General features: G+C 67.6%; 1 protein-coding gene. It reads right to left on the bottom strand.

Annotation, left to right across the window (positions count from 1 at the left end):
• A partial coding sequence (locus B4L26_RS09375) for a peptidylprolyl isomerase (RefSeq protein ID WP_290718297.1) occupies positions 1–172 on the bottom strand: 172 nt, incomplete at its 3' end.
• Between the last annotated feature and the right edge of the window lie 202 nt (positions 173–374).

Raw genomic sequence — 374 nt, forward strand, 5'->3', positions numbered from 1 at the left:
CCGAACCGTCGTAGAACGGTCCGGAGTCGGTACCGCCGGCGTTGGCGGTGCTGTACTCCTTGGAGCCGTCGGCAAGTCCTGTGAAGTTCGCGACGGTCTTCGGCGCGTGATTCGGGAAGAGGGTCACGGCGATGTCGCCGCGATTGGTGTGGATGATCGCTGTATTCGTCACTCCGCCATCCAACCACTTCCGGACGGACGGCGGGGCGAGGGCCACCGAGTTTGGCCCGCGCCGCAGAGTTTTGGCAAGGTAGGACCATGTCCTTCACACCAACCGGCGCGGTGCCGGGATCCGGGCGGCTCCGGCGACGCGCCATCGCCGCACTCGTGGCCGCAATCTCGGTGGCGCTGCTCGGCGCCGTTGCGGTTCGGCG

Source organism: Gordonia sp. UBA7599, assembly GCA_002477755.1.
Taxonomy (GTDB): domain Bacteria; phylum Actinomycetota; class Actinomycetes; order Mycobacteriales; family Mycobacteriaceae; genus Gordonia.